The 26,199-nt window shown below is 65.4% G+C and carries 17 protein-coding genes; 2 read left to right on the top strand and 15 right to left on the bottom strand.

What is annotated here, in order from left to right; translation table 11 throughout:
* Positions 1 to 12: 12 nt before the first annotated feature.
* From lysS to prfB, 5 genes are all read right to left on the bottom strand, one after another.
* Positions 13 to 1,524, bottom strand: a complete 1,512-nt coding sequence (gene lysS / locus ABE543_RS01985; RefSeq protein WP_346475223.1) for a lysine--tRNA ligase — start codon at positions 1,522 to 1,524, stop codon at positions 13 to 15.
* Positions 1,525 to 1,693: 169 nt separating this feature from the next.
* Complete coding sequence (locus tag ABE543_RS01980; RefSeq protein WP_197572396.1) at positions 1,694 to 3,334, bottom strand: acetolactate synthase large subunit; 1,641 nt, start codon at positions 3,332 to 3,334, stop codon at positions 1,694 to 1,696.
* Positions 3,335 to 3,398: 64 nt separating this feature from the next.
* Positions 3,399 to 4,784, bottom strand: a complete 1,386-nt coding sequence (locus ABE543_RS01975) for an NAD-dependent succinate-semialdehyde dehydrogenase (RefSeq protein ID WP_346475222.1) — start codon at positions 4,782 to 4,784, stop codon at positions 3,399 to 3,401.
* Between the two features lie 613 nt (positions 4,785 to 5,397).
* Complete coding sequence (locus tag ABE543_RS01970; protein WP_053519318.1) at positions 5,398 to 6,180, bottom strand: helix-turn-helix transcriptional regulator; 783 nt, start codon at positions 6,178 to 6,180, stop codon at positions 5,398 to 5,400.
* A gap of 45 nt (positions 6,181 to 6,225) precedes the next feature.
* A protein-coding gene (prfB, locus tag ABE543_RS01965; RefSeq protein ID WP_111186457.1) for a peptide chain release factor 2 occupies positions 6,226 to 7,351 on the bottom strand; the annotation gives its coding sequence in 2 pieces (ribosomal slippage) (positions 6,226 to 7,275 and positions 7,277 to 7,351; 1,125 coding nt in all).
* 183 nt (positions 7,352 to 7,534) lie between these two features.
* Between prfB and ABE543_RS01960 the strand changes: the two genes are divergently transcribed.
* The gene (locus tag ABE543_RS01960; RefSeq protein WP_053519322.1) at positions 7,535 to 8,275 is read left to right on the top strand and encodes a M48 family metallopeptidase; all 741 of its coding nucleotides are present in this window, start codon (positions 7,535 to 7,537) and stop codon (positions 8,273 to 8,275) included.
* 38 nt (positions 8,276 to 8,313) lie between these two features.
* On the opposite strand, the gene ABE543_RS01955 is transcribed toward ABE543_RS01960, so the two are convergent.
* Positions 8,314 to 9,174: a LytTR family DNA-binding domain-containing protein gene (locus tag ABE543_RS01955; protein WP_193396347.1), complete on the bottom strand. Its 861-nt coding sequence runs from the start codon at positions 9,172 to 9,174 to the stop codon at positions 8,314 to 8,316.
* Positions 9,175 to 9,349: 175 nt separating this feature from the next.
* Between ABE543_RS01955 and ABE543_RS01950 the strand changes: the two genes are divergently transcribed.
* Positions 9,350 to 10,558, top strand: coding sequence for an acyltransferase family protein (locus tag ABE543_RS01950; RefSeq protein WP_346475221.1), 1,209 nt, complete (start codon positions 9,350 to 9,352; stop codon positions 10,556 to 10,558).
* Positions 10,559 to 10,622: 64 nt separating this feature from the next.
* On the opposite strand, the gene ABE543_RS01945 is transcribed toward ABE543_RS01950, so the two are convergent.
* The 9 genes from ABE543_RS01945 to recJ all read right to left on the bottom strand — a co-directional run bounded on the left by ABE543_RS01945 (position 10,623) and on the right by recJ (position 26,165).
* Complete coding sequence (locus tag ABE543_RS01945; protein ID WP_346475220.1) at positions 10,623 to 13,529, bottom strand: VIT domain-containing protein; 2,907 nt, start codon at positions 13,527 to 13,529, stop codon at positions 10,623 to 10,625.
* A 162-nt stretch (positions 13,530 to 13,691) separates the two neighbouring features.
* Entirely contained in the window at positions 13,692 to 14,279 is a 588-nt protein-coding gene (locus tag ABE543_RS01940; RefSeq protein WP_197571300.1) for an SUKH-4 family immunity protein, read from the bottom strand.
* A gap of 51 nt (positions 14,280 to 14,330) precedes the next feature.
* Positions 14,331 to 15,197 carry a hypothetical protein gene (locus ABE543_RS01935; RefSeq protein WP_197571299.1) on the bottom strand — a complete coding sequence of 289 codons (867 nt, stop codon included), beginning with the start codon at positions 15,195 to 15,197 and terminating at the stop codon, positions 14,331 to 14,333.
* 53 nt (positions 15,198 to 15,250) lie between these two features.
* The gene (locus ABE543_RS01930) at positions 15,251 to 15,751 is read right to left on the bottom strand and encodes an SMI1/KNR4 family protein (protein WP_053519334.1); all 501 of its coding nucleotides are present in this window, start codon (positions 15,749 to 15,751) and stop codon (positions 15,251 to 15,253) included.
* A 1-nt stretch (position 15,752) separates the two neighbouring features.
* Positions 15,753 to 20,183, bottom strand: coding sequence for an RHS repeat-associated core domain-containing protein (locus ABE543_RS01925; protein WP_262218549.1), 4,431 nt, complete (start codon positions 20,181 to 20,183; stop codon positions 15,753 to 15,755).
* A gap of 19 nt (positions 20,184 to 20,202) precedes the next feature.
* The gene (locus tag ABE543_RS01920) at positions 20,203 to 20,331 is read right to left on the bottom strand and encodes a hypothetical protein (RefSeq protein ID WP_006441023.1); all 129 of its coding nucleotides are present in this window, start codon (positions 20,329 to 20,331) and stop codon (positions 20,203 to 20,205) included.
* Positions 20,328 to 21,944: a hypothetical protein gene (locus ABE543_RS01915; protein WP_262218548.1), complete on the bottom strand. Its 1,617-nt coding sequence runs from the start codon at positions 21,942 to 21,944 to the stop codon at positions 20,328 to 20,330. The genes ABE543_RS01920 and ABE543_RS01915 overlap by 4 nt, the downstream gene beginning before the upstream one ends.
* A 19-nt stretch (positions 21,945 to 21,963) precedes the next feature.
* On the bottom strand, positions 21,964 to 24,207 hold the full coding sequence (tssI, locus tag ABE543_RS01910) for a type VI secretion system tip protein TssI/VgrG (protein WP_065175609.1): 2,244 nt from the start codon (positions 24,205 to 24,207) through the stop codon (positions 21,964 to 21,966).
* 200 nt (positions 24,208 to 24,407) lie between these two features.
* Positions 24,408 to 26,165 (bottom strand): single-stranded-DNA-specific exonuclease RecJ, encoded by a 1,758-nt coding sequence (gene recJ, locus ABE543_RS01905; RefSeq protein WP_164152632.1) that lies wholly within the window; start codon positions 26,163 to 26,165, stop codon positions 24,408 to 24,410.
* Positions 26,166 to 26,199: the final 34 nt, after the last annotated feature.

Here is a 26,199-nt window from a genome sequence, read left to right as displayed (position 1 = left end):
CAAAACCCCGGCTCAGTGCTCCGGACGCATGTACGGGAACAGCAGCACGTCGCGGATGGAGCTGCTGCCGGTCAGCAGCATCACCAGGCGGTCGACGCCGATGCCGAGGCCGCCGGTCGGCGCCATGCCGTACTCCAGCGCGCGGATGTAGTCGGCGTCGTAGTGCATGGCCTCGTCATCGCCCCCCTCCTTGGCGGCCACCTGGGCCTGGAAACGCTGGGCCTGATCCTCCGGATCGTTCAGCTCGGAGAAGCCGTTGGCCAGCTCCTTGCCGTTCACGAACAGCTCGAAGCGATCGGTGTAGCCGGGGTCGTTGTCGTTGGCACGCGCCAGCGGCGAGACCTCCACCGGATGGTCGGTGATGAAGGTGGGCTGGATCAGGGTGTGCTCGACGGTGGCTTCGAAGATCTCCAGCAGCAGCTTGCCCCAGCCGTAGGACGGCTTGACCTTGATCTTCAGGCGCTCGCAGTGCCGCACCAGCGCTTCGCGGTCGGTGCAGTCGGCAGCGGAGATCTCCGGATTGTGGTGCCGCACGGCCTCGTCCATCCGCCAGCGGCGGAACGCCGGGCCGAGATCGATCTTCGCGCCGTCCCACTCCACTTCGGTAGTGCCGTTCACCGTCCTGGCCACGTCCCGGATCACGCCTTCGGTCAGGTCCATGATCTCGTTGTACGTGGCGTAGGCCTCGTACAGCTCCATCATGGTGAACTCCGGGTTGTGCCGGGTGCTGACGCCTTCATTGCGGAAATTGCGGTTGATTTCGTACACCCGCTCCAGGCCACCGACGGTCAGGCGCTTCAGGTACAGCTCCGGCGCCACGCGCAGGTACAGGTCCAGGTCCAGCGCGTTGTGATGGGTGGTGAACGGCTTGGCCGCCGCACCGCCGGGGATGTAATGCATCATCGGCGTCTCGACTTCGAGGAAGTCGCGGTTGTCCAGCCACGCGCGCATGGCACGGATGATCTTCGAGCGCTTGATGAACACCGCGCGCGACTCCGGGGTCACGATCAGATCGACGTAACGCTGGCGGTAGCGCTGCTCGACGTCGGCCAGGCCATGCCACTTGTCCGGAAGCGGACGCAGCGACTTGGTCAGCAGTCGGATCGTTGCGGCCTTGACCGACAGTTCACCGGTGCGGGTACGGGTCAGGCCGCCCTCGACGGCGATGATGTCACCCACGTCCCAGCCCTTGAAAGCAGCGTAGTCATCGCCCAGGGCCGCGCCCTGCAGGAACAGCTGGATGCGGCCGGACTCGTCCTGGATCTGGGCGAAGCTGGCCTTGCCCATGATGCGCTTGGCCATCAGGCGCCCGGCCATGCGCACCTGGCGGCCATTGGCTTCCAGGGCCTCGGCGGTCCAGGTTTCGGCGTCGCTGTACTCGTCCTGCAGCTGGCCGGCGAAGTCCTCGCGACGGAAGTCGTTCGGGTACGCGATCCCCTGCCCGCGCAGCGCTTTGAGTTTCTCGCGGCGCTCGGCGATCAACTTGTTTTCGTCGACGGAAGGGGTTTCGGTAGCTTCGCTCATGGATCTGCGGGAATCGTGTAGTTGGGGGAGTCTTGCGCCCGGCACGGCCGGCTGCACAGCATAGCAAAACCACCCTGCCCCGGCCCTGGCCGGCGCCCACGGCCCGGTAGCGCCGGGCCATGCCCGGCGGTCAGTCGGCAGGAATCCCCGGGCGTGGCCCGGCGCTACCTCAGGCATTCCCGGGGAACGCCTGCCGCAATTCATCCACCAGCACCCGCTCGTTCTCCGAATAGTCGATCGGCACCGACACCAGGTGCACCCCGCCTTCGTTGAACGCCGCCTCCAGCGTCGGGATGAACTGCTCGATGGCCGTCACTTCGTGGCCCTTGCAACCATAGGCCTCAGCGTACCTGACGAAGTCAGGATTGCCGAAGGTCATCCCATAGTCGGTGAAGCCATCCACCGCCTGCTTCCAGCGGATCATGCCGTAGGCACCATCGTTGAGGATCAGCACCACCAGGTTCAGCCCCAGCCGCCGCGCGGTTTCCAGCTCCTGGCTGTTCATCATGAAGCCGCCGTCGCCACACACCGCCAGCACCCGGCGCTGCGGGTACAGGATCGAGGCCATGATCGCCGAAGGCAGGCCCGCACCCATCGTGGCAAGCGCATTGTCCAGCAGCAGCGTATTGGCTACCTGGGTGCGGTAATTGCGCGCGAACCATATCTTGTACATGCCATTGTCCAGCGCCACGATGCCGTCGGGCGGCATCACCCGGCGCACGTCGTGGACCAGCCGCTGCGGGGTGAACCCGGCCTCTTCGGCACGGTCGGCGAGATGGTCGAGGATGGTGGCCCGCAGCGGCAGCAGTGCATCGGCATGGGCCACCTGGCCTTCAATGCGGTCGGCCAGCTGGGTCAGCGAGCGGCCGATATCGCCGATCACCTCCACCTGCGGGAAGTAGACCTGCTCGACCGCCGCCTGCGAATAGCCGATGTGGATGACGGTCGGTCCGCCGGGTCGCATCACGAAAGGCGGCTTCTCGGTCACTTCATGGCCGATGGTGACGATCACGTCGGCTTGGTCGATGGCCATGTGCACATAGTCGCGCTCGGTCAGCGCGGCGGTCCCCATGTACAGGCCCGATCCGCCCGCTACCGCACCCTTGCCCATCTGCGTGGTGAAGAAGGGAATGCCGGCACGCAGCACGAAGGCTGACAGCGCGTCGCTGGACTGCGGCCGTGACGCCGCGGAGGCGATCATCAGCAGCGGACGCTTCGCATTGCGGATGGTCTGCGCGGCGCGATCGAGCGCCTCGGGACTGGCGATCGGTCGATCCACCGCATGCGTCGGGATCAAGGCCACATCCTCGACTTCAGTGGCCGCGATGTCCTCCGGCAGTTCCAGCAGGACCGGGCCCGGACGTTCTTCCTGCGCGACACGGAATGCCTCGCGGACGATGGTCGGGATGGTACGCGCCGATACGATCTGCCGCGCCTGCTTGGTCAGCGGCTTCATCGTGCTGACGATGTCGACGATCTGGAAGCGCGCCTGCTTGCTGGCGACGATGCCCTTCTGCCCGGTGATCATGATCACCGGCCATGCGCCCAGCAGCGCGTAGGCCGCACCGGTGGTGAAGTTGAGGGCACCCGGGCCGAGCGTGGCCAGGCACACGCCCGGCTTGCCGGTCAGGCGTCCGTAGGTGGCCGCCATGAACACCGCCGCCTGCTCATGGCGGGTGATGACCAGCTCGATGCTGGAATGGCGCAGCGACTCGACGACATCGAGGTTCTCTTCGCCGGGAATACCGAAAATACGTTCGACGCCCTCGTTCTCGAGCGCCGCGACAAGCAGATCTGAACCCTTGGACATGGGAATGCCGTCCCTCTTCACTGGACTGGTGGTGGATCGTTACAGGAAGGATGCAAGCCGTGCGTCAACGACGGTCGAACCACACGGTCTGCGCGTTCACGAACTCGCGGATGCCGAAATGCGACAGCTCGCGGCCGAAGCCACTCTTCTTCACGCCACCGATCGGCACGCGCGGGTCGGACGCAGAGAAGCCGTTGACGAACACGCCCCCGGTCTGCAGCCTGCGTGCCAGCCGCATCGCGCGCTCGCGATCGCCGCTCCACAGGTTGCCGCTGAGGCCGAATTCGCTCTGGTTGGCCAGCTCCACCGCATGATCGGCATCGCGTGCGCGGCTGATCGAAGCCACTGGGCCGAAGGTCTCGGTATCGAACGCCTGCATGCCCGGCTCGACACCGGCCAACACCGTGGGGGCATAGAAGCTGCCCGGACGATCCAGCTGATGACCGCCGACCAGCAGCTGCGCACCGGCCTCTACCGATGCACGCACCTGCGCATCGAGCTGCTCGAGCAGGTCCTGCCGGGCCATGGGACCGATGCGGTTGCCCGGTTCACGGCCATCACCGACGGTCAGCGCCTGCACCTTCGCGCAGAACTGCGCCACGAAACGGTCGTACACGCCGTCCTCGACGATGATGCGCTTGCCGGCGATGCAGACCTGTCCGGTGTTCTGGAAGCGCGAGGCGAGTGCCGCATCCACCGCCGCGTCGAGGTCGGCATCGTCCAGCACGATGAAGGGGTCCGAGCCCCCCAGTTCCAGCACGACCTTCTTCAATGCCTGCCCGGCCTGCGCGGCAATGCTGCGGCCTGCGCCGACGCTGCCGGTCAGGGTGACGGCTGCGATGCGGTCATCGGCGATGGCACGGCTGGTGCCCTCACGGCTGATGTTGGCGGCGATGAAGGTGCCATCCGGCAGGCCCGCGTCGCGCCAGGCGGCGTCGAGCAGATGGGCGGTACCGACGATGTTCTCGGCCGGCTTGAGCAGGAAACCATTGCCTCCCATCAGGATCGGCACCGCTGCGCGCATCACCTGCCAGTACGGGAAATTCCACGGCATGATGCCCAGCACCACGCCCAGTGGCAGGTAGGACACGTAGGCCTTGTCATCGGGAACCAGCGTCGGCTCGTCGCGCAGGTACTGTGCGCCGTTATCCGCATACCACTCGCAGAGCACCGCGCACTTCTCGATTTCGGCCAACGATTCGGCATGGACCTTGCCCATCTCGGCGGTGGCCAGCGCCGCAAGCGATTCGCGGTCGCGGCGCAGGACCGCGGCCATCGCACGCAGTACATCGGCGCGCTGCTCCAGCGACTGCGCGCTCCAGGCGGCAAAGCCGGCCTGGCCTCGATCGAGGATCACCTCCAGCTCGGCGTCGGTAACGAAGGGATGGCGGGCGATTTCCTGGCCGGTGGCCGGATCGAGGGAAATCGCAATGGCGGGGGCAGCGGACATGCAGGGCTCCTGTTGTCTCGGCAACGGGCCGATTGCCCGTCTCCTGTCAGGAATGTGGACCCGAAGCTGCCGCGCAACAAGGCGTCTGCTTATCCTGTGACCTGCACTTACCTGCCTGAATGGGGTTGCTGGCAGGGCTGTGCCCTGCCCCCTACGCCACAGCCAAGCAACAGCAGAAGCTGGATTCCTGCGGGATGGCGGGGGTGGGGCCGATGGCGGGAGACGCCGTGAACCCCGCCATGGGGGCTTGGCAGCCGCATCCATGCCGCGGACACAGTTTCCCGCGATCTGTTGGAAGTACTCTCGGTGTCAGATACGTTTTCCCCAGGAAAAAAGAAATGACCCCGGAATTTCATCCGATATCTGACAGATGTGTCGACCAAGGTCGACACCCACCCACCAACAACAGCGCGAGATCTGTCAGAGGTGGGGCGGTGTGGGTTGTCAGGACCGTTGGCGCCATGGATGGCGCCATCGAGCCCCCAGGGATGGGTTTACGGCGTGTCCTGACAACCCGCACCGCCCCGCCATCCCACGGAATGCACGCTGTTGCTGTTGCTGTTGCCGTGGCTTGAAGCCTCTGCGGGTGCAGGGCGCAGCCCTGCCGACCCACCTACTTTCGCGGCAGGTAGGTGACCAACGACAGGTCGTGCCGGCTCTCCGGCACCAGCGCCACGTACTGCAGGTCCAGCAACCCGCGCGTGGGGTGGTTCAGCTTCTTCGCCCCCTCGTCGAAGCGGCGCACATCATGCTCCGGCCACCACTGCCGGAACGTATCGCTGTGGGCAGCGATGTCCTCGGCCAGCGCCAGGAAAGGCGCCTTGTCCTGCGCCTGCGCCATCGCCGCGCGGAAGCCGGCCAGCAGGCCCCGGGCCATCTCCTCCCAGTTGAGGATCAACGTGCGATAAGGCGGATACAGGAACATCAGCCGCAGCGTGTTGCGCTCATGCGGCGCCAGCTGGCTGTAGTCGACGAACAGTTCGGCAATGGCCGGATTCCAGGCCAGGATGTCGAAACGGGTGTTGCGTACGTAGGCCGGGATCGGCTGCATCGCGTCCACCAGCTGGCGCAGGCCATCAGTCACGCTTTCATCTGGCGACTCCAGCGGAACGCCATAGCCGGACAGCGCGAACGCATATGCGCGCTCGTCATCGCTCATCCGCAACACCCGGGCCAGGCGCTCGAGCACTTCCGGCGACGCACGCACTTCACGTCCCTGCTCGATCCAGGTGTACCAGCTGACACTGACCCCCACCGCCAGCGCCACTTCCTCGCGCTTCAGGCCGGGGGTACGCCTGCGCCCGGCCGGCAGGCCCAGCGTGGCCGGGTCGACACGGGCGCGGCAGGCCTTGAGGAAACCGCCGAGCTCCCTGCGTTCACTCTCGCTGCGCATCATCGCCCTCCGTTGCGGAAGGCGATGATATCGGCGCAGGCGTGCGCATCAGGCATCGACGCGCTTGGACCCCACCGCCAGGCCAGCCTTCAGGCTGGCCTCGACGAACTCATCGAGGTCACCATCGAGCACCTTCTGCGTATCGGAACGCTCGATGCCCGTGCGCAGGTCCTTGATGCGGCTCTGATCGAGCACGTAATTGCGGATCTGGCTGCCCCAGCCGATGTCGGACTTGGTCGCTTCCACGGCATCCTTCTCCGCGTTGCGCTTCTGGATCTCGAGCTCGTAGAGCTTTGCGGCCAGCATCTTCATCGCGTTGTCGCGGTTCTGGTGCTGGCTGCGGCCCGTCTGGCACGCCACCACGATGTTGGTCGGAATGTGGGTGATACGCACCGCCGACTCGGTCTTGTTGACGTGCTGACCACCGGCGCCGGACGAACGGTAGACGTCGGTGCGCAGATCGGCCGGGTTGATGGTGATGTCGATGTTGTCGTCGATCTCCGGCGAAACGAACACCGAGGTGAAGCTGGTGTGGCGACGGTTGTCCGAGTCGAACGGCGACTTGCGCACCAGGCGGTGCACGCCGGTCTCGGTCTTCAGCCAGCCATAGGCATAGTCACCTTCCACGCGCAGGGTGGCCGACTTGATGCCCGCCACATCACCGCCGGAAACTTCCATCAGCTCGGTCTTCCAGCCACGCGATTCGCACCAGCGCAGGTACATGCGCAGCAGGATCTCGGCCCAGTCCTGGGCTTCGGTGCCACCGGCACCGGCCTGGATGTCGACGAACGCAGCGGCATTGTCCATCTCGCCGGAGAACATGCGCTGGAACTCCAGCTTCTCGACGTGCGACTGGTGCTTGTCCAGATCGGCAACCACGGCCAGCGCGGTGTCCTCGTCCTGCTCGGACTCGGCCAGCTCCAGCAGCTCGGTCGCATCCTTCAGGCCATCGAGCACCGAGGCGATGCCGCCCACGGTCTTTTCCAGGCTGGATCGCTCGCGCCCCAGGTTCTGGGCGTACTCGGCGTTGTTCCAGACGTCGGGGTTTTCAAGCTCCCGCGTTACTTCTTCAAGACGCTCTTTCTTGGCGTCGTAGTCAAAGATACCCCCGAAGCGACAGCACGCGATCGGTCAGATCGGTGATGCGCTGGCGGACAGGATTCAGTTCGATCATGTCGGCGGTCGTGCGTTCAAAAAATGACTGCCAATGATAACGCAGGCGCCCGGCAGGCGGCGAGGCACCCCCAGCGGCCCGGCCGGCGGCTGGACACGGGCCGGGCTGAAGCCGGTAGACTTCCCGGCCGCCGCGGCAACAGGGGGACGCGCGGCCCATCCCAATCCAAGGAGCACCATTTCAATGAAGATCATGCGTTCCACCCTGTGCCTGGCCGCCTGCCTGCTGGCCGCCAATGCCTCGGCCATCGACCTGAAGGGCCTGACCAGCACCGGCCTGAAGGCCGGCAAGGCGCTGACCCTGTCCGACGCAGAGGTCTCGGCGGCCGCCGACCAGGCCTGCGCCTACATGGACAAGGAGAACCAGCTGGCACCCGCCAACGATCCCTATGCCCAGCGCCTGGCCAAGATCACCCAGGGGCTCGCCAACGAGGACGGCCTGAACCTGAACTTCAAGGTCTACCGGACCGCCGATGTCAACGCCTGGGCGATGGCCAACGGCTGCGTCCGCGTCTACACCGGCCTGATGGACATGGCCAGTGATGACGAGGTCCGTGGCGTGATCGGCCACGAAATCGGCCACGTGAAGCTGGGCCACAGCAAGACCAAGATGCGCACCGCACTGCTCGCATCGGCCGGCCGCGAAGGTCTGGCAGCGTCGGGCAACGGCAACCTGACCCAGCTCAGCCAGGGCCAGCTCGGCGACCTGGCCGAGGGTTTCGTCAACGCCCAGTTCTCGCAGAAGGAAGAGAGCGCGGCGGACGAGTACGGCTACCAGTTCATGAAGCGCCACAACTATGATCCGGCAGCCCTGGCCAGCATGTTCCGCAAGTTGTCCAGCGAAGGCGGCCTGATGTCGTCGCACCCCGGCTCGGAAGCCCGCGCCGCGCGCATCGACGCGATGATCAAGAAGGACAGGAAGTAAGCACGAAGGGGGCGGGCGCTCCGCAGGTCCGCCCGCCCCTATCCTCCCGCCAGCGCCTGCCGCAGCAGCGGCAGCTGGCGCCTGCTGCAGGGAATCTTGGCCCCATCGGCCATGTGCAGCAGGGCCTCGCCGCCATCCAGCGGCTCGATGGAGCGCAGCTGCCCGCGGTTGATCAGCCAGCTGCGATGCGGCCGCAGGAACACCAGCGGATCCAGCCGCAGCTCCAGCACCGCCATGGTGATCCGCAGCGGATAGTCATGGCCGCGGACCCTCAGATTCACGTAGTTGCCAGCGGCCTGGGCGTACTCGACGTCCTCGGTGGCGACCAGGAATTCCTTGCCCAGCTTGCGCACCAGGAAGTGCTGCGGGCGCTCGACCGGCTCGACCGGCGGACCGACATCCGGCGCGGCCAGCAGGGATGCCTCACCCTGGCGGCGGCGGCCGAACCAGCCGGCAAGGTGCTCCAGCGCCACGAACAACGCGAACGTGCGGACATCCTTCAGGTACTCGTAGGCAAAGCGCTGCAACCAGCCGTCATCGTCCTGGTAGTGATGGCCCAGTGAGGCGTACGCGAGGTGGCGGATCACCATCATCCCCACCACGTGCAGCAGCGACCACCCCACGCTGGCCAGCAGGTACAGCGGCAGCAGGCGCTTCCAGGTGTCGGCATGCAACGGCCAGCGCTCGCACCCCCACCACAGCAGCGGCAGGGTCAGCAGCACCGCTCCGGCACTGCTGAACTCCCAGACCAGGGGCTCCCACAGGGCCAGGGCGGTGCCGTGGCGCCCGGAATCCATCACTTCCACCAGCGCGTTCGTCACTGCGGTCGCCGACAGGATCGCGGCCCACACCAGCAGACGACTTGACGTTCGCCAGCGCGGCAGTCTGCCCTGAGCCATTGCTGCATCCATCTCGTCGCGGTCCCTCAGCGTGCATCAAGGGAGCGAGCGTAGCCTCCCCGTTGATCCCGGCACGCCCGCCATTGGTCACTACCGCGGCACCGGTGGCCCCCTGCCGCTTACGCCGCCACCTTTGCGGACGCAGTCTGGCGTCACCTTCCTGCCGGTTGCGGCCATGACCCGACGCCATGACATCGACACGCTCCGCGTGCTCGCCTTCGCCCTGCTCATCCTTTACCACGCGGCCATGGCCTATGTGGATGGCTGGGGCTTCCATCTCAAGAGCGCCTACACCGCCGAGTGGCTGCAGTGGCCGATGATCGCTCTGAACCGCTGGCGCATGCCACTGCTGTTCGTGATCTCGGGTATCGCTCTGGGCCTCTCGCTGCCGCGGCACGGGCGGCACCGGTTCGCACTGAAACGCAGCGGACGCCTGCTGCTGCCGCTGTTGTTCGGCATCGTCGCGGTCGTCTCGCTGCAGGCTTACTGCGAAGCGGTGGACAAGGGCGATGTGACGCCAGGACTCGGCGCCTTCCTGTGGCGTTACTGGCAGTTCCGGCCGTGGCCGGGCGCGCATTTCGACGGCGCAGCCTACGGCTTCACCTGGAATCACCTGTGGTATCTGGCGTACCTGGTGCCCTACACCCTGCTGGCCATCGCGCTGGCCGGTCCGATGCAGGCTCTGTGGGCGCGGCTGCCGTCATGGCGGCCCGATGACCGCCTGATCGCGATCATCGGCCTGGTGCTGCCGGTGCTCTGGCTGGCCTGGGCCCTGCTGGTGGTGATGCCTGCGTGGCCGCCCACCCATGCGCTGCTGAACGACCTCTACGTGCATGCCGAGTCCCTGCCCCTGTTCCTGGCCGGTTTCTGGGCCGCACGCTGGCAACGCGGCTGGGACCTGCTCGTGCGCGGCCGGCGCCTGACGTTGGCGCTGGCCTTGATCGGGCTGCTGGTCGAACTCGGCATCCGCGCCCTGGGCCGGATGCCCGACCTTGACCAGCTCGATCCATGGGTGCTGTCGCTGCCATGGGCGCAGACCGAGCGCGTCGGCCGGGCTCTGTACACCTGGTGCGCACTGCTGGCGATGTTCGGCTGGGCCCGCGTGCTGCTCGACCAGCCGTGGCGTGGCCTCGACTACTGCCGAGAGGCGGTCTTCAGCTGGTACATCCTGCACCAGACCGTGCTGATCGTCCTGCTCTACTGGCTGCGGCCCCTTCAGCTCGGCCCCTGGCTGGAACCGGCTCTGCTGGTTGCCGGCACCGTCGCCGGCTGCCTGCTGATCCACGAGCTGCTGATCCGTCGCGTCCGCTGGCTGCGTCCCCTGTTCGGCCTGCGCGTCCATCCGCCATCGCCTTCGGTGGCAGGCGCGGCGACGGCACCGTGACACCATCGCGTGGAGCCGGGTCATGCCCGGCTCCGACTCAAGCCTGCCCGAACTGAGCTCGGCGCTATCTGACCTCGAACTCGCCCACCAGCACCGTTTCGGCACGATCCTTCAACCGCATCGTCACCCTCTGGTCCTTCTGCTTCGGCGTGCCCCAATGGGTGGTCAGGCGCAGCATCAGGGTCGTGGCACCGGTCACCAGCTGCTGGCGACTGCCGAAATAATTGGCCTCCACCTTGTACCTGCCCGGCTTGGCATCACGCAGTGAGAACTGCTCGGGTCCATAGCCTCCGGTGAAGTCCTGTGACATCTGTCCTCCCTGGTAGGTCAGACGATTGCCGTAGTACGCGCGCTCGCCGTTCGGGTCGGTCACCCAGAGGTCCATGTCGCTGTTGTCCGCATCCCACGACAGCACTACCCGCAGGTCCAGCGGCATCGGCTGCAGCAGGCGCGGGTCGATGGCCGAGGTATCAAGCCCTGGCGTGCTGCGTGCAACCAGCTGGGTCAGCTCGTCCAGCGCGATCAGTGCAATGCCGTTGAACCGGCTGTCCCAAGGCCGCGTCACCACCTGGTACAGCGGCGCCAGCGCCTGCTGTGGCCGGCCCGCCGCCGCCAGGGCCAGGCCGAGATCACGGAAGCTCTGCGGCTCCTCCTCGCCCATCGCCAACACCTGCTCGAACACCGGCACCGCCAGCATCGGTGCGTCGGCCTGCATCAGGCGGTAGCCGAGCACGCGCAGCAGATGACGGTTGTCCAGGTCCATCTCGGCCAGGTTGGACAGCACGCGCAGGGCCAGGTCCCGCTGCCCCTGCTCCAGCAACAGATCGGCCACGTCGAGAAAGAACGCACTGCTGTCGGCATGCGCGGCGCGCTCGGCCAGGTAGCGGTCGTACAGCTGCGAGGACGGCCCCTGGCGCAGGCGCCGGGCAATGTCCGAATCTGGCTGCCATCCGGCCATTTGGATGCCGAGCGCACCGCTGTTCGCTGCCGCCCCTGCCGCTGCGGCAGCGCCGCTCCCTGTGCTCGCATCGCGTGCGGCTTCCTGTGCAGGTGCCGAGCGACGGGCGCGTGCACGCGACACCTGGACGTCGCGTTCCGCGGCCGCAAGCATCGGTGCGGGCGCGGGAGGTGCGGCCGCCAGCATCGCTACCGGCGCGGCGGCCGAAGCAGAGACGGCAACCCTGTCCAACGCCTTTCCCTGCAACTGCGGCGGTGTGTCTTTCGGCCAGCTGCGGCGCCACCACTCCCGGCGCTCCTGCCACTGTGCGGCGATGTCGTCCAGGCGACGGCGCTCGGCGGCGCTGCGGTCAGCGACCACGCGTGCAAAGCGGGCGTCGTACTCGGTCCGCAGCGCGCCGGCAGGCCGGATCGCGTAGCGCAGGTAATCGTCCAGCGTCTCCAGCACGATCAACGAGGTATCCGGACCGACCAGGCCGAACTGCTGCGACAGGCGCTGCATCGCCTCACGGTTGCCGCGACGGTCGGCGGCCAGCTGCTGCAGGCGCGCCTGCGCCCACAGGCCGGCCAGCAGTTCTCCATTGCCGCTCGTCTGTGTCGCGGGCAGCGCCAGCCATTGGCCGCCGACGCGGACCCGCATCGGCACGCCGTCCGCCGCCAGCCGCGATTGCAGCCACAGCCAGCCCTGGGCTTCACTGCGACGATCGATCACCACGTCCTGTACACCGCGGCCCGCATCGACCTGCACGTCCAGTGGCGAAGACAGCAGTTCGCGTGCAGCGGCATCGACATCCGTCCCCAGGGCGATGAAGCGACCGCCATGTGATTCGCTCCAACCGCGCAGCCGAACGACATCGGTATGTGCGCCCGCACTGCTGACCGCGAACAGGCGCTGGTCGGCGGCGAGCGTCGGCAACACCTGCGGGCCGTAGGTCAACAGACCGTCGCTGACCAGCAGGTACTCCTTCACGGCTGCCTGCGGCTGCCACTGCGCCAGCGCGCTGGCGCCATCCGGGCGGACGGCCTGCAACGCCTGCCGCAATGCCGACCAGTCACCGCCGCGGATGCGGAAGCGACGCACCGGCTCGGCCCGGTCACGCAGAACTGTCAGCGCGACCGTGCCGTTTCCCAGCACAGCAAAGTAACGGTCCAGCAGTGCAAACTCCCGCGAACGGTCACGCCGGCCTGATGAGCCGGAGCCATCCCACAGCAGGCCGATATCGGTCGGCAGCGTACGCGGCGCGTTATCGACCGGCACCGGCAGCTGTGCCAGCAGATAGTGACCGTCCTGCCACGGTGCGACCTGTACCCGTGCCTGACGTGATGCCGGGAGCGTCCACTGCAGCTGCGCCGGCAACAGGGCGCCTCGGCCCTGCCAATGCAGTTGCCCCTCAGTGAAGCGGAACGGCCCTGCGCCCGTGGTCGCCGCATCCGGCGCCTGCAGCGTCAGCTCGACCGAGGCCGCGCTGGCGGCGAACTGCAACGGCAAGGTCCATTGCCAGCCGTGGGCGGCAAACGCCAGCGGTTCGCGCAGCACCAGCTGCACACGGCGGCTGCCGCCGGCGGGCAACGGGTAGACACGCAGGCGGAACTGATTGCCGGCGGTCTGCTCCAGCAGGCCCGGATCGACGCCGCGACGCGCGATGTCCTCGAACACCTGACGCCCCCGGTCCTTCGGCACGGGCACCGCCTCGCGCAACTGGCCATCGATATCCAGGGCGAAGCCGGTGATCTGCTGGCTATCAGCCAGCGGGAACTGCAGCTCGCCCTCCATGACCCGGCGGTTGGGGTTATGGAACTCCAACGTGACGCGGGTCTGGGCGATACCCGCCTGGACCTCCCCTTCGATCGAGGCCCGACTCAGCACGATGGGCTGCTCGGCGCCCGCGACCTGCAGCAACGGGACCGCACGAACCGGGCGGACGGCCGGACGGCCGTGGGTCTGGGCGGCCGTGGTGAAGGCACAGAGCAGCAGCGCCAGCAGGCACAGTACACGACGAAGGACGGGCGACATGGTACGTCTCCAGAGCGAGGACGAACTGTTCAACGCATGGCAGGCCGGATCGGGGTTGATCGGGTGATCGTCCGCGATGGCTCTGGAAGATATTGCTGCCGGACGCCACCCAGTGGTCGTCCGGATTCTGCTGCCCGAATGTCGCCTTACAGGACCGACATCTCAAACAAGGCCATCCTGGATCTGTTCCAGAACAATTGACCACCGTGACCCTCCCGTCAGTGCAGCGGCATCAAGCCTCCTCCACTCCGACACCAGCGTCCTGATCGCCCTACTGCGATCGAATCGCGGCTTTGCAGAGCGCTTGGAAATCTCACCCCGCTCGAATGCCTCCAGCCGGGCCTGCATCTCCGCCTGGGAGTAGACCATCGGACCGGAATCATCCGCCTTTGCCCGGGCCTGGAATGCCTCATACGCTTCGAGAAACCCAAGGAAGCTCGACAGGCGTCCATTCACGATCTGACGTACGCCATCGCCCACGGCAAGTACCTCGCCACTCGCCGACAGGCACAGCAGCAGATCCTCGCCCCATGGCTCTCGCGCGATAGCCAGAAGTCCGGTGCCATCGATCTCGACCAGGTGGGGCACTTCGAACTGAACAACAGGTACATCGCCCGCCAGCCGTGAAGGAAGTCCCAGCCGAAGCATCAGCTCACTCGTCGACGGTTCCAGTCCGAAATCCCGAAGGACCTGGGCACTCACCTCCAACGAACCCGAGGCATAAACGCGGGAGAATGCAGTTTCAGTCACGCATGAACCTCATGCAGTTTCAGCGGGCACGGCACCGCACATGCAATGTGGCTAGGTCGTCGCCCCGATGGTGCGCTTCTGAAGCGATTCGATCTTTGCCTGTATTTTCTTAAGACCCACCTTTCCGCAACCCACGAGCGTCAACTCACGAAGCGCGGAAAGATCATTGATGACCTCGATGTTGGCAATCTTCTTGCAGTACTGGATATCCAGTTTCCTGAGCTGCTCGAGCCCCACCAGTGCACGGATGTCTGTCAGCGAACTCAGATTCTTCAGCCATACCGACGTCAACGCGGCAAGTGTCTCGATGCCATCGAGGCTTTTCAGCTTCGTGCCACCCAACAGTCCCAGGCGTTCGAGGCCACCAGCCGATGCAGACAGGATGTTGAAGATCTCACCATCCACGGGGACATTCAGAATGTTCAGTTCTTCCAGAGGCAGGGCCAGGGCCTGCCTGAGATTCTTCAATGACCTGTCTGGATAGAGCGAAAGTACTTTCAACGCGGGGAAGCTTGATGTGTCGAAGCGCACCGGCACGTCGACATACAGCGTCCTCAGATTGGGTAGCACAACGCCCGGCCAGGCCAACGTCCCCGTGCCAAGATGGATGCTCAATGCCCCGATGCTCTCAGGCAGAAGCCCCTCCTCGAGTCCATCCATGATCGACGGTGCGATCGATCCCGGCCCGATGCTGAGCGTCTTGAGACCCCGCATTTCCCTGAGGATCTCCGGAAGCGCTTCGAGCTTGTCGTCGGGAGGTGACCAGAGGTGAACCTGCTCGATCCGGGCGAGCCTCTCAGTGTTGAAAGGGGCGTTGAAGAACACCAGCTCAGCACCCGGAGTCGGGAATGCTGCTTCGTGTCTGCCATGCATCAGAACAACTTTCTGCACGCGCTTTCCGATCTGGCCGATGCCCACGTGCTGCAGCCGCGTCTGCGCGCCAGCGGATGCTGCCGGTGCGCACCCGGCAACTAGCGCCCAAAGAATAGTTCGTCGTACTGGCCATTCATCGCCGCAGTGAGAAATTCGTCGAATGTCTCGGCAAGCCTAGTAACACTTTCAAACTCGGGCTCAACGCCGTGCACAACCGCCCCAGAGCTCCGGCCCAGCCCAACGAATTGATAGTCTCCGTCGACCGCCATAAAAATCGGCAAATACTCTGCCCAGAACTTTCGAACATCCTCGCCATCAGCATCCGTCATTGCAGCGTCAATGCTCATCTTCTCAAACTCATCCCAGGAGAACGCGCCATCCGAGACACCCGCAAACTCCTCGATTGAGACGAACCACCGTGACTCATCCTTGTTCGAGAGCGATGTGAAATTCGAAAGAAACTCCAAGTAAAAGGCCGGAACATCTGCATTTATCGAATCATCGATAACAGGTGGCGATCCATCACCACCATCCCTACCAACCAAAATCCAGCCCTTTCCCACAAGAAAATCCAGGAAATTCGAATACAGAATATTCATATCAGCTCCTACACTGCGCCTTTATCACATTTATTATTCTTCTCTGCAATCCAGTTGCAGCACTATGATTCGGATTCTTAATCTTTCTCGTTTCATTCGTAATCGTTAGTACCTGCCCCTCTGGCCCACCCAGCGCCAAGCCGTGAGGATGATGGCCACCGGATTCTCCAGGTTTAGCGCGAATAACGTCCACTTCCGATTTCGGCCGATAGAACACGGGCGTACTATCCGGGTCGATGCCCTGCCACTCAGGCGCGCTCTTGAATTTATCCCTAGCCTCCTGCAATAGATCTGGGTAATCCTTCAACCACTCAGCAAGTGTTTTTGTTACATAGAGCCCCAGCGCATCAAACCAGCGAAACGGATTCCTTGCATATCCATATATGTTTACTCCACCAGCAATAGAAATTGGATCCTCTGAAACATACGAACCCGCGTGCGGATCGTAATAGCGATATCTATTGTAGTGGAGGCCGGTTTCAAGGTCCGCGTACTGCCCTTGGAATCTGATGAAGTTGTGAACCCCGTCATCGAAGCGTTCCTCATGCAACTTGCCCCAACCATCATACGAGCCTGACCAGCCGCACCTCCCGTCGCGACAAAGCAGCCGGATGGGCCGTCCATTAGGATCAACTTGATAGACCCATACCTCCTTGCCCGGTTGGTTTTCCTTGACCTTGGCACCTGAAGATCCCAGCTCGCCCACTAGGCTTGAAACGGGATCGGCAAATGCCGCTTCACTGTGAAGCGGCTCGGGTGGCTTTTCACCGCGCTCGACCACCTCGGCGGCAATGATTAACCCACTTGAGCCCAATGATGCTCCACCGCCCAACAAACCGATACCGCGTTTACTGGCCCCAACTGTGGAACTCACTGGTATTGAAGCACGATTACGATGTAGCAGAGCATCTGCGCCGCTCGCTGCGGGAGTTGGAGCACTGCTAGTTGCGCTTACGCCCCTGCTGGAGCGCTCTACAACCAACGCCAACGGCACAAACGTACCCGGGTAGTACACATACTCCCGCACCCGCTCATGCAGCCTCTCCAGCTGCCGCTGCCGACGCCGTACCTCGACCAGGCTGCCCACATTCCCCACCCACACCGGCGCCGCCTCTTCGGCGTCATTGGCCTGCTGCACTTCGCCCAGCAACGCATCACCATCCCAGAAGAACCACGTCGTCTGCGTCGGGTTGCGCTTGAACACCCGCCGCCCCAGCGGGTCATAGCCGTAGTACGTTGACTGCCCGTTGCGGCGGCTCTCCGCCAACCGATGGTTGGCATCCCAGATCAGCGTCAGGTCATCCGGCGCATCCCCTTGCGGTGCGCCCTTGCGCACCAGATCACCCGCCCGGTCAAACACGTAGTGCACGCCCTGATAGGTGCCTTCGCGCGTCCAGGTGGTCAGGTCGTCGTCGTCGCCGCCTACCACCTTGCGCGCCTGCACCTGCTTCACTTCGGTGCGCAGCCGGTCGCCGGCCGGATCGTTGAAGTAGCGCTCGACCCTTCCCTTCGGGTCGATATGCTGCAGCAGGCGCCCGATCGCGTCGTAGCGGTACTCATCAACGCCCTGTGCGCTGTCGCTACGTTTGGTCAGGTTGCCACTGCGGTCGTAGTCGTAACGCGTCTCGAACAACGGGGCGGCATCTTTCAACACCGACTGTGAGGTCAGCAGGTTGCGGCTGTCGTAGGTGAACTCGCGTTGCAATTGCGGGCTCAGCTGCTCGCGCGTGGTGCGGCCCAGCGCGTCGCGCTCCATCGAGATCGGCGGCTCGTCATTGATGGCCACCGATACGGTCTGGTCGCGCAAGTCGTAGCCGAACGCTAACCGATTGCCGGCAGCGGTCTCGCGCAGTACGCGGTTGCCTACTTCATCATAGGCATAGCCGACGCGGAACCCGTCCTGCAGTTCCTCCAGCAATTGCCCCAGCGGGTCATACCGGCGCTTCACTGTACGCACCGGATTGCGCAGCTCGACAATCTGGCCCTGCACGTCGTAGACAAAGTGTTCCTGTACCTGCTGTCCAGGATGGCGTACATCCGGCAGCGTCTTGCGGGTGATGCGCCCGAGCTTGTCGGTGGTGAAGGCGATGCGCTGGCCCAGCGGATCCACGGTGGCGGTCAGTCGTCCGGCCGCGTCATAGGTATAGCGCCGCGACTGCCCCCAGTAGTCCACTTCCTCGACGATGCGGCCCAGCGCGTCGCGCACCAGCTGATAGGTTTCGCCGCGCTGGTTGATGACCGCGATGAGCTGCTCTTCGGTGTCGTAGCGGTACTCCACGCTGTGCCCATCGGCCTGCAGGCGCTTGCTGATCTGTCCGATGCCCACGTACTGCAGCCGCGTCTGCGCGCCCGCTTCGTCGGTATAGCGCAGCAGCTGATCTTCGGCATCATACTCGCAACGCACACCGTTGCCGTCGGGGCCAGCGGTGGCCAGTAGGCGTCCCTTGGCGTCGTACTCGTAGCGGCTGACCTGCCCCAGCGGGTCGACCTGGCGCAGCAGGTTGCCGAGTGGATCATGCTCAAACCGGCTCTGATGGCCCAGCGCATCGATAACCGCGGCCACCAGTCCATGACGGTCATAGCGCAGTTGCGTGACCGCGTGCCGTGCGTTGGTCTGCGCCTGCAACTGGCCCTGTGCGTCGTAGTCGAAGCGGGTGGTTGCACCCAATGGATCGGTCTGGCTGACCAGCAGGCCCTGGCCATTGTAGGCCTGCTGCCAGTCGACACCATCCGGCGTACGCAACGACACCATGTGGTCGTCCAGGTCGTACTCCATCTGGATCGACGTGCCATCGGCGCGGGTCAGGCAGACCAGGTTGCCATGCGCATCATAGGCAAACGCCGTTCGCAGTCCTTCCGGATCGGTCACCGCCACGGTCCGCCCGAAATCGTCGTACTCGAACAGCGTCACGCCATCGAGCGGATCGATCTCGCACAGTGGCAGCTGGTTCTCGTCGAACTTGACCACGCTCAGGTGACCCAGCGAGTCGGTCACCCGCGTCTCGCGCAGCAGCGCGTCGTACTCGAAGTGATAATCGTAGAGACCACCATCGCCCCACGAATGCACCACCCTGCCCTGCGCATCGAACGCATAGTGGAACGACAGGCCCACGCGGTCGGTATGCCGCACCATGCGGTGACGTTCATAGGCAAACGTGCGTGGCGCCCCCAGTGCGTCGACTGCCGCCAGCAGGTCACCTTCGGCACTGTACCGGTAGCTCACCAGCGGATGGGCCAGGCCGGTGGCGGGGTCGTGCAGGGCCATGCGCTCAATGTGGCCGTGGCGCGCCTCCACTTCGATGAAGCGGCCCTGCAGGTCACCGATACCGCTCTCGACGATGCGCACCAGATGGCCGTCGCGACGCTCGAAGCGCCAGTGGTTGCCATGCGCATCCTCGATGCGCTCGATCGGCCAGGACTGCGGGCCCGGCAACGCGCTGACACCTGCAGGCAGCTCGCCACCGAACACGTACTGCAGGCCGTTCTTGAAGCGCACCCGCCACTGCCCGCGCCGCCTCAGCAGGCGCGCGCCATCGACGAAATCGAGAATCGCCCCAGCCTCTCCCTCAGCGGGCGGCAGCTCGGGGAAGAACGCGACCTGGTCGGGGCCGGACAGCCAGACGCTGCCATCGGCCAGCAGCTCCAGGCGGATGTCTGCCGGCGTCTGCCAGCCCGCGCCGCACAGACCCGGCGCGTCCGCGTGGCGCGAGCCGTAGCTGCGTTGCCAAGTGAGCGGCAAGCGGCCCGGTACATCGAAATCCTGGTGGTTGACCACCACGCTGCCATCACGGATGTCCACCGGCTCGGCGCGAAGCACCTTGCACTTCAGGAAACCCGAAGGCAGGTTTCCCCACTTGCCACGCCGCCAATTGGCAAAGGCATCCATCTTCTTGCGGAAGAACGCACTCTTGCGCAGCTTGCCCAGTCCGGCGAAGGCGGCGCGGAACGCGAGCGCGGTCCATGACACCGTCGGCGGTCCTCCCACCTTGACGCTGGTGGGAATGGCCACGTTCAGGCCGGTCGGCAGTGACATCGCCCGAAGTGGCTTCTTCGGCTTCTTCACCCGGAACGGGTTGATCATACCGGCCAGATTGCAGTCCAGCACCGGCATCGCCAGCCGCGAGAACGGCTCGCCATCGGCCGACACGGTACGACTGCCCATGAAGATCTCTTCGCCGTCGAACTGAGGGCCCATCGGTGCCGCCAACGGCGGCCCCCACACACCGAGCGGGATGTGGATATCCAGGCCGCCGGTACCGGCGGTGCCGCGATGCACGCCGTTGACCTTGATGGTCGAACCGATGAACGGGATGTAGTCGAACGGATCGAGCACCAGGCCGATGTGCGGCGTCGGCAGCGGGCACGGCGGCACCGCATACATGTGGATGTCGATACCCAACTGCGGATCGAAATGCTTGGCGGCGATGCTCACGGCAACACTCCCTGTTGCTTTACAAGGCGCGGAACAACGCGCGCAGGAACGCCTTTACTTCGTCACGGTACTCGGCGCTGATCCAGGTCACGACGATGATGCCAAGCACGATGGCCACCAGCATCACCACGGTCTTGTTCGACTTCATGCAACAGCCACTCCTGTAACGGCGGGCCCTGCAGGCGCCGCCACGGGCGGCTGCAGCAGGCCACTGGGATCGGGCAGCGGCTGCATCGCCGGGGGCTCGCTCCACACCGGAATCTCGTGGTCGAGCGGGTGTTCGATCGCCGGCAGGCCGTTCCAGCCCGGGTCGAGGAAATCACGGCCGACGGCCACGATCTTGCGGAAGAATTCGTCACCGCCCTGGATCAGCCGCTCGCGTTCCTGCTGCGCACGATGAAAACCGCGCTCCAGCGCGGCATCGAGCTCGGCGTCGATGGCATCCAGCGCCGGACGCGGAGGACGCGGGCCGAGTGCGCGCCCCTGCGCGTCCGCCTTCTCCAGCAGGCCGGTGCTGGCCTGCAGGTAGTCAGTGGCGACCTGCTGCAGTTGCTGGCAGCGTCGTGCGTCCTGAAGCTGCAGCAGATCCCACAATGCCTGCGGCAGCGTCGTCGCCTTGCGATCGGCCGGCGACAGCGGCTTGGCGATGCGGATCGCCTCCAGCAGCTGCGTGCGCGCAGCCTCTCGCTGGCCCGCCTGCACATGACACCAGCCCGCCATGCGCTGGCCCTCCAGTGCGAACATGGGGTGCGGAATGCTGGCTGCGGACGCGGATGCCTGCAGGTAGGTGTGTGCCGCACGCTCGGGTTGCTTGGCCGCCAACCAGCAGCCCGCTTCACCGAACCAGCTCTGCATCACCAGTTCCGGCGCGGCAGGATTGCCGCCGGCACGTGCACCTTCGGCGGCGCTGCGTGCCTGCCGGTAGCTGTTGATCGCCTGGCTGTGATCGCCATGTTTCAGCCAGGCACCAGCCACCATCATCTGCACCACCGACTGCTGGTCCTGCCAGCCATGCCGCTGCGCCAGGCCCTGCGCGCGTCCGGCGCGGGCCACCACCTGCGACGGACTGCCTCGCTCCAGCAGCAGCATCAGGTCCGCCAGCAGCTGCCGGTACAGCACTTCCGGACCGCGACCACCGGATTGCGCGGCGGTATCCCGGGCAATCGCAAACATGTCGACCGGTGCGGTGACCACCCGTGCGGTCCTGGCATGACGCTCCAGCAGCGGCTGCCAGCGCGGGTCCTCTTCGGTATCCACCAGCACCAGTCGCAGGCGCTCTCCCGGCGCAGCGGCCAGCGCCGCATCCAGCCAGCGCTCGAAGCCTTCACCGGGCACGCAACGCTCCGGTTCCAGCACGGCAGCCAGCAGGCGCAGATGCTCGCCGTGATGGTCGATGAAACTCTCCAGCACATCGACCACACCCTGCGCGCTGTCCGGATGCGCCTCGCTCGGGCCACGCCAGCCCAATGGCACCTGCTGCGCGCGCAGATCGTCCTGGCTGGCCAGATAACGGTCGAGCAGATCCTGCTTGACCTGCCGGCTGTAACGGAAGCCCAGCTCATAGGCGGTATCGATGCGCAGGAAGCAGTCCGGCGTATCACGCCCTGCGTCGTTGCGCTGCATCTCGAAGAACGCGGCCAGCAGGCGGCTGGCGGCAGCCGGCAGACGCCATACCAACAGGCGCCTGCTGCTGTCGGCGCTGGCCTCCAGCCAGGCATCGCGCAATGCGTTCAGGCCGCGCAGCATGGGGGTGTCCTGCATGGTGTATCTCCCGTGCTGTTCAGCAGTTGAGCTTGATCTCGCTGCCGTTGACTGACACACCGCCTGCGTCGATGACCACTTCCGAGCCACCGGCGGTGATCTTGATGGCGCTGTCGGTGATCTCGATGACCGAGCCACCCACCTTGGTGGACAGCTTGACCGCCGACTCCAGGCTCATCGCGCCATCCGAGCCCTGGCTGTGCGTACCGGTCACGTCCTGGCTGAAATTGCCGGTGACGTCGATCACCCGCTCGCCGACATTGCTGTCGTCGACCTTGCCCTGCACGCTGCGCTTGTCATGACCGGTAATGGTCACCTCCCGCGCGGCATTCAGCGTCTCCGTCACCAGTCCGCCAACCGTGCGACTGGAGGTCGAGGTGACGGTCTCGGTCCACGTGCCGGTGCGCTGGCTGGTGAAGTTGCCGGTCAGGGTGGTCTTGAAGTCGCCGGTGATGGTTTCGGTATAGCCGGCCGCAGAGATCGTCTTGGTTTCCCCTGCTTCGTACTTCTCGGTCACCGCGCCGGTCACATTGGTGGTGCGGGTGCCGGTAACGCCGAGCGTGTCGGTGCCGGTGACCGTGATGCCACGGTTGCCGCCGACGCTGATGTCCTGGTTGGCGCCGACGTCCATTCGATGGTTGACCGACACCGATGTGGACTTGTTGTTCTTGACGCTGGCGTTCTGGTCGTTGAGCACGGTGGTGACCATGTCACGCTGCGCCCGCATGTTCAGCAGCTCGCCACCGGCGCCATCATGCATGGTGATCTCATTCCAGCCCGCGCCCTTGACCGTCTTCGACTTGAGGCCGCTCACCTCCATGCCGAACGGCGGCATGTTGTCCTCGTTGTAGACACGACCGGTGATGATGGGGCGGTCCGGGTCGCCATCGAGGAAATCGACGATCACCTCCTGGCCCACGCGCGGCGGCGACACGCCACCCATGTCGGCGCCTGCCCACGGACTCGCACTGCGGATCCAGCACGAGGCATTCTCGCGGCGATCGAGCTGGCGGTCCCAATGGAACTGCACTTTCACCCGGCCATAGCGGTCGGCATGCAGTTCCTCCCCCGGCGGACCGACCACGGTGGCGGTCTGCGGTCCCGGCATGCGCGGCCACGGCGTCCGCCGCAGCGGCCTGTAGGGGATACGACGGCGCAGCACCTCGGCCTGCACTTCAACACTCGGGGCTTCAGCGCTGCCGAAATCGGCAGCGAAATTGTTGTGGCCTTCCCGCTGCACACTCACCACGAAGAAGCTGCGGTCGGTATCGTCACGTCCGATGAAATCCGGGTGCCGCTCCAGTTCGAAGCAGGCGCCGGCATCGAGTTCACCGGCATTGCCCGCGCACTCGAACAGCTTGGTCGGCCACGCCACTTCCTCGTTGCGCACCGCCGCCAGCGCCTGGCCAATGCGGCTGTTGGTGAAACGCGCCGCACCGTCGTAGCGGTACTGCTCGAGCGGCGGCAGCAGGCCCAGCGGCACCTGATTGCCCTGGTTGCCATCCAGCGTCTGGCCCGGCTGCTTGAAGTCGAAACTGCGCAGGGTCTGCACGCTGGGCCCGACGCGTCGGCGTGCACCCCAGCGGTGCAGACCGGTGCTGGCCAACGTGCCCTGGTCGGACACGAACGCGATGGGCTGCGGTTCGCCGTGCGCGGTGCTCAGCGTTGAATCGTCGCTGATCACCATCGTATGGCCCTCTTCGTCATGGACGAAGCTGTAGTACAGGCCGGCATCTTCCAGCAGGCGACTGACGAAGGCGAAATCGGACTCGTTGTACTGCACGCAGTACGGCAGCGGCGGCAGCTTGCCGGCATTGAGGTCGTAGCGGAACTTCGCCAGCTGTGCGTAGCCCTGGAACACCTCCTCGATGATCTGCAGCACGTTGCGGTCCTGGAAGATCCGGCAGTTGCAGGTGTAATCGAGGAAGGCGAACCAGGGCGCGAGCTCGGCCCGGTAGGCACTGAACTGGGCCTGTTGGCCGGTACTGGCGAACTCGCGAACGTAGCCGTGCACGCTGCGGTTGCCGAATTCATCGCCCAGCTGCAGGCGCAGCGGCTGCCCGACCAGCTGTTTCAGCTCCAGCCGCGGCTGGACCGACAGCAGTTCGATACGGTAGGCGAACGGGCTGGACACCGCCTCGCTGCCCTCGAAACGCTTGACCAGGAAAGTGTCCGGATCCAGTGCGGTTTCGACGCGGATCAGGCGTCGGTCCTGGTGCAGGCGCTGCAGTGCGGCGCCGGGAAGCAGTGATTCGGCGTACATCGGGCGTTCCGTCGTCCCATGTTGGTCGTGGCCCGACTTTGCCACCGGCAGGTGACATGCGCCAGCTTTTTGACGCTTTTGCCTCTGGATAAAGAGATGAATTCATTAAGGAAATTCAAGGAACTGCGAATTTCCTCACATTTCCTTCCCCGCGACCCCGTCGCCAACGCTGGCCCCGGCGGGAGTGCGCGAACGCTGCCTCACGCCGGCAGGCAATGCTCGACAATCAGCTGGATGGCGCTACCACCGCGATAGTCGTCGCAGGCCAGCCGGTAGGCCAGGTGCACATGGCGGCTCGGCGCATTGCCATGCCAGCCGCCAAAATGGATCGCGTTGATCGTGCCGGGTACGCCCGGCAGCCGCAGTTCCAGCTTGAGGTGCCGCTCCTTCAGCACGCGCCAGTTGGCCACTTCGAAATGGCCATCGAACAGCGGCTCCGGGAAGCCTTGGCCCCAAGGACCGGCCAGGCGCAGCGCATCGGCATGGCGATGGTCGAGCTCGTCCGCCGCCAGTTCACCGTCGCTGAGCACCTGCTGTTGAAGTGCCGCTGGGTCGAGCATCTCCAGCACGACGGCAACGAAGGCCGCCTTGAAGGCGTCGACATGATCGAGCCGCAGGCTGAGGCCGGCCGCCATGGCGTGACCGCCGAAGCGTTCGATCAGGCCGGGATGCCGTGAATCGACCAATGCCAGCGCGTCACGGATATGTAGGCCCGGAATCGAACGCGCGGAGCCACGCAGGGTGTCGGCACCGGGCTCGGCCGGCGCGAAGGCGATCACCGGCCGGTGCAGGCGATCCTTCATCTTCGAGGCCACCAGACCGACCACGCCCGGATGCCACTCGGCATCGAACAGGCAGGCCGCCACCGGCCGCTGCCCGGCCATGTCCAGCACAACTCGGGTCAGCGCCTGCTCGGCATCGTCGGTCATCGACTGCTGCACGGCGCGGCGTTCCGCATTGATCTGCTCCAGCGTCTGCGCGATCTCCCGCGCCTGCCGCGGGTCCTCGGTCAGCAGCAGCGCGATGCCCAGCGCCATGTCTTCCAGCCGACCGGCGGCATTCAGGCGTGGGCCCAGGGCGAAGCCGATGTCGGTCGCGGTCAGCCGCGCCGCGTCGCGCCCACTGGCTTCGATCAGCGCCTTCAGGCCGACACAGCCCTGCCCCGAACGCAATCTGCGCAGGCCCGCACTGACCAGTGCGCGGTTGTTCGGATCCAGCGCCACCAGGTCGGCCACGGTGCCGACCGCCACCAGGTCCAGCAGCGTGGTCAGGTCCGGGCCCTTGCCATCGGCGAACACGCCGGCCTCGCGCATCCGCCGGCGCAGCGCCATCAGCACGTAGAAGATCACGCCGACACCGGCCAGCGACTTGCTGGGAAATGCGTCGCCATCCAGGTTCGGATCGACGATCACGTCGGCCGCAGGCAGCTGCGGGCCCGGCAGATGATGGTCGGTGACCAGCACCTGCCAGCCACGCGCCTTGGCGGCCGCGACGCCGGCATGGCATGCAATGCCATGGTCGACGGTGACCAGCAGGTCCGGCTTCAGCGCGGCCAGTTCCTCCACCAGCGAGGGCGACAGTCCATAGCCGTGCACCATCCGGTTGGGCACCGCGTGGAAGACATGCTGTGCGCCGAGCATGCGCAGGCCGCGCACGCCGACCGCACAGGCGGTAGCGCCATCACAGTCGAAATCGCCGACCACCAGGATGCGCTTGTCATTGGCGATGGCCTCGACCAGCAGGTCGACCGCAGCGTCGATGCCGGTCAGCAGTTCGGGGGCATGCAGATTGCCCAGCTTCGGCAGCGCCAGTTCCGGCGTCCCCGCGCCACGGCTGGCATAGAGACGTGCAAGCAGTGGCAGCGTTCCCTCCGGCCATGCAGCCGGCGTCGCTGCCTCACGGCGTCGGATTGTCGGCGTATCGGAAGACGGCAGCGCTGGATCGGCGGCAAGGGACATCGGCATCGCCGGTTACGAAAGACAGAGGGATGAT

The sequence above is a fragment of the Stenotrophomonas sp. TWI169 genome (genome assembly GCF_039674705.1).
Classification (GTDB): Bacteria; Pseudomonadota; Gammaproteobacteria; order Xanthomonadales; family Xanthomonadaceae; genus Stenotrophomonas; species Stenotrophomonas maltophilia_P.
This window is presented reverse-complemented; position numbering and strand designations above follow the sequence as displayed.

Coding starts and splice junctions, on each gene's coding strand:
- ABE543_RS01960 (WP_053519322.1), top strand. CDS start 7,535: ATGAAGATCATGCGTTCCACCCTGTGCCTGGCCGCCTGCCTGCTGGCC.
- ABE543_RS01915 (WP_262218548.1), bottom strand. CDS start 21,944: ATGCAGGACACCCCCATGCTGCGCGGCCTGAACGCATTGCGCGATGCC.
- ABE543_RS01945 (WP_346475220.1), bottom strand. CDS start 13,529: ATGTCGCCCGTCCTTCGTCGTGTACTGTGCCTGCTGGCGCTGCTGCTC.
- ABE543_RS01950 (WP_346475221.1), top strand. CDS start 9,350: ATGACCCGACGCCATGACATCGACACGCTCCGCGTGCTCGCCTTCGCC.
- lysS (WP_346475223.1), bottom strand. CDS start 1,524: ATGAGCGAAGCTACCGAAACCCCTTCCGTCGACGAAAACAAGTTGATC.
- ABE543_RS01955 (WP_193396347.1), bottom strand. CDS start 9,174: ATGGCTCAGGGCAGACTGCCGCGCTGGCGAACGTCAAGTCGTCTGCTG.
- tssI (WP_065175609.1), bottom strand. CDS start 24,207: ATGTACGCCGAATCACTGCTTCCCGGCGCCGCACTGCAGCGCCTGCAC.
- ABE543_RS01970 (WP_053519318.1), bottom strand. CDS start 6,180: ATGATGCGCAGCGAGAGTGAACGCAGGGAGCTCGGCGGTTTCCTCAAG.
- ABE543_RS01930 (WP_053519334.1), bottom strand. CDS start 15,751: ATGAATATTCTGTATTCGAATTTCCTGGATTTTCTTGTGGGAAAGGGC.
- ABE543_RS01920 (WP_006441023.1), bottom strand. CDS start 20,331: ATGAAGTCGAACAAGACCGTGGTGATGCTGGTGGCCATCGTGCTTGGC.
- ABE543_RS01980 (WP_197572396.1), bottom strand. CDS start 3,334: ATGTCCAAGGGTTCAGATCTGCTTGTCGCGGCGCTCGAGAACGAGGGC.
- ABE543_RS01975 (WP_346475222.1), bottom strand. CDS start 4,784: ATGTCCGCTGCCCCCGCCATTGCGATTTCCCTCGATCCGGCCACCGGC.
- recJ (WP_164152632.1), bottom strand. CDS start 26,165: ATGTCCCTTGCCGCCGATCCAGCGCTGCCGTCTTCCGATACGCCGACA.